Annotated in this window: 1 protein-coding gene; it reads left to right on the top strand. The window is 65.9% G+C overall.

Annotated features, from left to right (window positions below; translation table 11 throughout):
• Positions 1–3 precede the first annotated feature (3 nt).
• The coding region (locus tag RCG67_RS16780; RefSeq protein WP_368827924.1) for a TerC family protein at positions 4–1,133 on the top strand (1,130 nt) is incomplete at its 3' end.

Genomic DNA, 1,133 nt, shown 5'->3' with positions numbered 1-1,133 from the left:
ACCGTGTGGGCCGTGACGATCGTCGCGATCGTCGGCCTGCTGCTGTTCGACTACGTGTTCCACGTGCGCAAGGCGCACGAGCCCCAGCTGAAGGAAGCCGCGATCTGGTCGGCGATCTACGTCGGCCTCGCCCTGCTCTTCGGCCTGTTCGTCCTCTACCGGTGGGGTGGTCAGTACGCCGGGGAGTACTACGCCGGGTACATCACCGAGAAGGCGCTGTCGGTCGACAACCTCTTCGTCTTCCTCATCATCATGGCCTCCTTCAAGGTGCCGAGGGCGGACCAGCAGAAGGTCCTGCTCTTCGGCATCACCTTCGCCCTGATCGCCCGCACCGCCCTGATCTTCGTGGGCGCGGGGCTGATCAACCAGTTCGCCTGGATCTTCTACGCCTTCGGCCTGATCCTGCTGCTCACCGCCGGCTCCCTGATCAAGGGGGAGCTCTCGGGGGCGGCCCACGACGAGGCGGACAACTTCATCGTGCGCCTGGCCAAGCGCTTCATCCCCACCACCGACCACTACGACGGCGACAAGCTGTTCACGATCCACCACGGCAAGCGGGCGATGACGCCGATGCTGCTGGTCATGGTCGCCATCGGCGGCACCGACATCCTCTTCGCCCTGGACTCCATCCCGGCGATCTTCGGCCTGACCCAGGAGACCTACCTGGTGTTCACCGCCGTGGCGTTCTCGCTGATGGGTCTGCGCCAGCTGTACTTCCTCATCGACGGGCTGCTGGACCGGCTCATCTACCTGTCCTGGGGCCTGGCCATCATCCTGGGCTTCATCGGGATCAAGCTCATCATCCACGCCCTGCACGAGAACACCCTGGGCTTCATCAACAACGGTGAGCACGTCGAGGTCGTGGAGATCGGCATCGGGCTGTCCCTGTCGGTGATCATCGGTGTGCTGGCGGTCACCGTCCTGGCCTCCCTGTTCAGCCCCAAGGGCCGGGCCGTGCGCGTCATCAGCACCCTGCAGGCCGTCGCCGAGGAGTACGTGTCCCTGCCCCAGGACGCCCCGGCCGGAGAGCGCCGCCGGCTGGCCGCCAAGGCCGCCCGCTACCAGGAGCAGATGGGCTCGATCTCCCCCCGGTACCGGGACGAGCTCATCGCCTCCGAGCAGCACTTCCACGA

It is taken from the genome of Kocuria cellulosilytica (assembly GCF_040981245.1).
Classification (GTDB): domain Bacteria; phylum Actinomycetota; class Actinomycetes; order Actinomycetales; family Micrococcaceae; genus Kocuria; species Kocuria cellulosilytica.
The sequence above is the reverse complement of the archived record's forward strand: the minus strand, read 5'-3'. Positions and strand labels throughout refer to the sequence as shown.